Annotated in this window: 6 protein-coding genes; 3 read left to right on the top strand and 3 right to left on the bottom strand. The window is 43.9% G+C overall.

What is annotated here, in order from left to right; genetic code table 11:
• The 3 genes from QUA78_RS31815 to QUA78_RS31805 form a co-directional block, all read right to left on the bottom strand.
• Window positions 1–1,008, bottom strand: a 1,008-nt coding sequence (locus tag QUA78_RS31815; RefSeq protein WP_333306863.1) for a hypothetical protein, incomplete at its 3' end; no start/stop codon positions are given.
• A gap of 7 nt (window positions 1,009–1,015) precedes the next feature.
• Window positions 1,016–2,722: a hypothetical protein gene (locus QUA78_RS31810; RefSeq protein ID WP_333306865.1), complete on the bottom strand. Its 1,707-nt coding sequence runs from the start codon at window positions 2,720–2,722 to the stop codon at window positions 1,016–1,018.
• Window positions 2,723–2,725: 3 nt separating this feature from the next.
• Window positions 2,726–3,211: a hypothetical protein gene (locus tag QUA78_RS31805; RefSeq protein WP_333306867.1), complete on the bottom strand. Its 486-nt coding sequence runs from the start codon at window positions 3,209–3,211 to the stop codon at window positions 2,726–2,728.
• A gap of 182 nt (window positions 3,212–3,393) precedes the next feature.
• Here QUA78_RS31805 and QUA78_RS31800 point away from each other — a divergent pair, with 182 nt between their 5' ends.
• Genes QUA78_RS31800 through QUA78_RS31790 form a run of 3 tightly spaced genes read left to right on the top strand, consistent with a single transcriptional unit; the run spans window position 3,394 to window position 4,801 of the window.
• Complete coding sequence (locus QUA78_RS31800; protein ID WP_333306868.1) at window positions 3,394–4,029, top strand: hypothetical protein; 636 nt, start codon at window positions 3,394–3,396, stop codon at window positions 4,027–4,029.
• A gap of 25 nt (window positions 4,030–4,054) precedes the next feature.
• Window positions 4,055–4,330, top strand: a complete 276-nt coding sequence (locus QUA78_RS31795; protein ID WP_333306870.1) for a hypothetical protein — start codon at window positions 4,055–4,057, stop codon at window positions 4,328–4,330.
• 12 nt (window positions 4,331–4,342) lie between these two features.
• Window positions 4,343–4,801, top strand: coding sequence for a hypothetical protein (locus tag QUA78_RS31790; RefSeq protein WP_333306872.1), 459 nt, complete (start codon window positions 4,343–4,345; stop codon window positions 4,799–4,801).
• The last annotated feature ends 142 nt before the right edge of the window (window positions 4,802–4,943 follow it).

The following is a 4,943-nucleotide window of genomic DNA, read 5'->3' as shown; positions in this document are numbered from 1 at the left end:
AACATCTTTTAAATCTTCGAGGGTGTCGAGAATTTCTTCGCAGCAGTCGTTCACGTGCGGGGGTACTCCTGGTTGTAGAAATGGTCGGGGTATTTTAGGCTTGGGATTGAGTGGAATAAATTTAGTAGGAATGTAAAAGTAGAAAGATTTAGCGCCCGTGTAAAGAGTCGTCAAACTTCTCGCAATTTCTGCATCGTTGTTCTTTTTATTAAGTTCAATAAACTTTTTTATTTCACTTACTTTTCCATAGAAGCCAGCAACAAGCCACCAAATGAAAGTGTTAGCCGGGTATCTCTGAGAAGCTACAGCCGAAGCGTTTCCAAACTCCCCAACAGTTCTGTAAGTTGTGCTGTTGTGTATGGGGGTGTCTTTTTCGTAGGTGTAATTAGCAGCGCCGTAAGGATTCCTAGTAGAAACGAGCTTGAAAGGTAAAACCGCCGCTATTCTATCTTTTTCTTTTATGTCAGAAACCGTTCTGACAGTTGTATTTCTATAAGTGGGATTGTCTGTTCTTCCCCACTGATAGTATTCCTCTTTCATATTGAAAATAACCCAGCCAACTTCTGCCGTATCAGGTAACTGTATCCCCCCATCTTCATCTGGTAATTCTGGCGGGTCTGGCGGGTCTATCGGCCCTTCTTCTTCCGGCAATTCGCATCCCGGGTCGGGGTATGTGTGCGACGCAACTACTATCCCCATGATTTTTTTAGTCTCAGTAACAATGCAGTCCCGAGCTTCTACAATTACTTCAAATCCTCCTAAATCGTAGTGAATCTTTCCGCCTTCTCTCCCCCAAGTAATTGATTGACCGGCGATGCTAACCGTAATTGCACCGCCGTAATCGTTAGTTACGCCTAAACCCCCTACTTTAAAGTCAATCCCTAAATCCCAAATCCCTTCGCTATCAATAGAGCCACTAGTTTTATTTTTTCCAATATTGCCCTCGGCTGATATGACACCTTCTGCCGATACAGTGGCTTGAGATATTCCGTCGCGAATTTTGCCCATAATTTTATTAAGGCGAATACCAGATAGTCGCTGCAAATGGCAAGGATAAAATCCCTAGTGAGCTATTGGCGACATTTGTTATGCTGAGACTTGTTGCATCGGTTGATACCCAATTTTGGTAGTTAGGTTGTGTTCCATTAAGCGGAACAGTTCCGCTTGCGCTAAACCGAATAACGCCCTCTACATTTTGTATTTTGCTGCCTGTTAAGCCGTGTGCAACTATTACAGCGCTTCCTTGTTGAGCCGCTGTTGTTCCGGTTATTAGTTTACTTCTCAGTCCAGGGTTATCGCCAACATATAACGCTTGCCATGGCAGCCAAGTATTATTTATCTTGCTTCGATATTTTATTTTTTCCATTGTGTCACTAATTGCTAACTGTATGCCGTAAGCATTATTATTGCTTCGGATGTTAGTGATAAAGTGCCACCCTGATAAACCTTCGCCTAAGTTGTAGTCAGACCCTTGTATTCCTGATAAAAAATTATCAGGATTGTTTTGAGTTATATAAGATTTTTGGGGGAAATAATTTGCAAGTTCTGTTAGGGGCGCTTTTAGTGCAAGTTGATTTGTCATTGTGCTTGCAAAATTAGCATCGTTGCCCAGTGCCAGAGCCAGCTCATTTAATGTATCAAGAGCGGCGGGCGATGATGCTACTAAATTGGCAATCGCTGTGTTTACAAATGTTATATTCGCTTTGAGGTCAAGGGCAGCTTGCTGTGCAATAGAGATAGGTTTGGCACTATCAGAGGTATTGTTTATATTTCCTAGTCCCACCATTGCTGCTGTGATTCCAGAAATAGTTCCCGTGAAAGTAGGAGATGCAAGCGGCGCTTTTAATGCCAAAGCATTTGTTACGGTTGCAGCAAAATTCGCATCATTATTTAATGCGCTCGCAAGTTCTATCAACGTATTGAGCGCCCCCGGCGCTCCCCCAACCAAGTCAATAATCGCTTGATCGATCATTGCTGGCGTTGCAAATTTCGTTTGAGGCACGGTTTCCACAATACCTGTCGTGCTGTTCCGACCGAGCAATGTATTGGGCGGTAAATCAATTAGGCGGCCGTTGACGGCTAGTTCTAGCATTGCCATGCGATCGAACAACTGCTCAATCACGTCATTTTTTTTTGAGTCAAACTGCGAAACCTCGACCCGCAGCGCTCCCTTAATCGAAAGGCGATCGCCCGCAGCCGGCAGCGTCGTCTTAAACGTCGGGTCGTTTATAAATTGAATGCCGATCTGGGTTGCCTTGCCCAAAATGTCTAACGTGCCCTGGCTCAAGTACGGTATCAAATCAAGCGTGTTTGCGCGGTTGCCGTAGTTTTGGATTACCTCGGTGTTTTTCCAAACCCACGGGTCGGCAGCAGAGTTCCGCACAAACAGCATTAGCTGGCACTTGGGGTACTGACCGTTAAGCGCCGAAATTTCCGTTACTTTGTCGGCAAGCGTAGAATTTCGCTTGAGAGCCGGTGCCGGTGTCTGAATGCCGAGGCTCGGTAAATGGTAAGTGGCTACCAATTGTTCTAGATAAATTGCAGCACCGCAGTTTTCCCACGATAAATGTGCGGTTTCAGCGGCGGGCGACCCCAACGTAGCGATATACCCGGCAATCGCAGCTTTAATCGGCGCGACCAAACTATTCGTGTCGAAAATTGTTTGGATCGTACTGTTAGCTTTTAGCGGCTCGAATAAAAACGGGAAAGTATATTCCGGCATTTTTTAACTCAACAAATATTCTTTAGGCGTGATAGTGATGCCCGTATCTGTAACCACTCGGGTAAACGGCAGGGTAAAACTACCAGTAATACTTCCGTTAGTTGCGTTGATACTGGCGCTGACATTCTTGGTTTTATTGGGATTTTTAGAATCGTCGTTTTGAGTCGCCAAGATGAAACTTAAAACCTCTAAAAAGTAATCTAAGGCATTGGTTGCAGTAAATTTTCCACCCGTGCCAGCCGAGAATGTTCCTGTTAAAAAGCTTTCTGTTTTGCCGACAAAATTCAATCCGCTTCCCGTGAATTTTACGGGCATCGTAAAATCGCCCGTAAACAGCAAAGCGTCGCTGTCGTAATTGCCAGTAACGTAGCTAGTAACGTTGTTACCAATCGCTTCTAATCCTTGAAAATATTCTATTAATTGCAAGAATTGCGCTTCAGCAGTCGTGCCTTTAATTGTTCCATTTGTTCCAGCAGCAATAACAGTCATAACAGTCTACAACCCTTACCAATCAATGGTTTTAATATAGCGCAAAATTCCTACAACCCTATAGGGTTGAATTTTTAATAAACGGGAAAATAGCAGCTTTTTGCCTGCACGGTAAGCCATAGTTAAAAAGTGTAGTTCCGGCACAAAAAGAATTACTGTTAACAATATTCGCAATAAAACAAATGGCTAGATTTGGCGATATCATGCGGGCCGAAGAGCTTAAAGCCGCAAAAGACAAATTTGATGCTTGGCTAAAGTTGGATCGAGCTGCAAAACAAGCGGCTTACGCAACTGCTGTGGGCAATAACAAGCGCGTAAATAGAGCCTCGCGCATTGCATATATTCAACCTTTCGGCGCGCCCGATAAATTTTGGTACGAAACAAAAGCTTTAGCATCGGCTGCGGCAACTCCAGCACCGAATACCAAAGAAGAAAACGATGCGGGTTTAATTACGCTCGTTCTTACTGCTACCGCTCCTACTGCGACTACTGGCTACGTGCTAGCGACAGTTCCTACGGGTGCTGGTAACGTATCGGCACGAGCGAAAAAAATAAAGTTTGCGACAGTAAAGGTTACGGAAAGAACGGGCGCTGGCGCACCGCAAATTTCTCGAATGACGGGGAGACCGTATCTAAAATATGCGACAAATACTGTCAGCAGTCCTTTTGGTGTGAATTCCTCAGCCTCCGACAAATCAGAGCAAGGCGCGCGCAAAGCTTTGCGGACAGCTTTGCTGGGCAGCACTCCTCCGGACAATCGATTTGTAGGATTTTCCCCTCAAGGTGATATCGGAAACATCGTTATCGCTAGTGCATAATCAAACTAACAGGAATTGAATTAATATGAGCCTCAAAAAAGAGCTTTGGCTTCCAGGGATGGACGAAGCCAACCTGATAATTCCTGATGAAATTGAGGACTTCTTAGATATTCAAATTCCTGTTAACAGCACAGAATCCGAATTTCAAAAGATGCTGCTTGTCAACCAATCAAACAGAGATTTTTTGAATGGAGACTTGGATCTTGATACTTATCTAGACGTTTTAGATTATGCAGAAATAGATCCATTTTTTCACCTTCAAGAAGCCGCATGGCAAATAGCAAATTTATTTGATTATTAAGGTCTATAAAATATGACCTTGCTCGTTGAACTTGACAACGCTCAAAACTGGATACAAAGCGACTCGCAAGCTTTTAGCGGCAACCCCATACCCGACTACGTGCCTCCTTATCAATTTGAAAAGCACATTCTTGCAATTTACGTAACAAATCCAGAACCCGATCAAAATTGGCGCTTTGGAGGGTTTCTCAATCAAAAAATTAGGTTGGGCGTGGGGCCTTCTCAAGGAGCAGAGTCAGTTAGCAGCCGAAAATTGTGGTTGGGGCGCACGCAGTTGTTTATATTTCCAAAACTTACAACAACTTACACCCTCAATTTTGCTTTTCCTTACTGGTTCAATCAAGTCAATGTAACTATTTGGGAATATTGGGGTCCCGAAGCTGACACTTTAACAAATGCTATAGGAAACACTCACAACAGCGTGATTAGGGTAGAAAACAAAGTCAACTTATTGCTTAATCAGCCTCCGTGACAGTGAAAAGTCTTACAGATTTAGCGTCTTTGATAGGGACGTTTTTAACGTCGCTAATTAGCCTGATTGTCTTGTGGAACGTTACACGCAGCATACTAGCACTTTTAGCCACCATCCAGCGCCGACTGACAGTGCTTCGCAG

Origin of the sequence: Microcoleus sp. K4-B3 (assembly GCF_036704615.1) — a bacterium.
Classification (GTDB): Bacteria; Cyanobacteriota; Cyanobacteriia; order Cyanobacteriales; family Microcoleaceae; genus Microcoleus.
This window is presented reverse-complemented; position numbering and strand designations above follow the sequence as displayed.

What these genes read in the sequence shown, in the direction of transcription:
- QUA78_RS31800 (WP_333306868.1), top strand. Translation starts at nt 3,394, where the DNA reads ATGGCTAGATTTGGCGATATCATGCGGGCCGAAGAGCTTAAAGCCGCA.
- QUA78_RS31805 (WP_333306867.1), bottom strand. Translation starts at nt 3,211, where the DNA reads ATGACTGTTATTGCTGCTGGAACAAATGGAACAATTAAAGGCACGACT.
- QUA78_RS31790 (WP_333306872.1), top strand. Translation starts at nt 4,343, where the DNA reads ATGACCTTGCTCGTTGAACTTGACAACGCTCAAAACTGGATACAAAGC.
- QUA78_RS31795 (WP_333306870.1), top strand. Translation starts at nt 4,055, where the DNA reads ATGAGCCTCAAAAAAGAGCTTTGGCTTCCAGGGATGGACGAAGCCAAC.
- QUA78_RS31810 (WP_333306865.1), bottom strand. Translation starts at nt 2,722, where the DNA reads ATGCCGGAATATACTTTCCCGTTTTTATTCGAGCCGCTAAAAGCTAAC.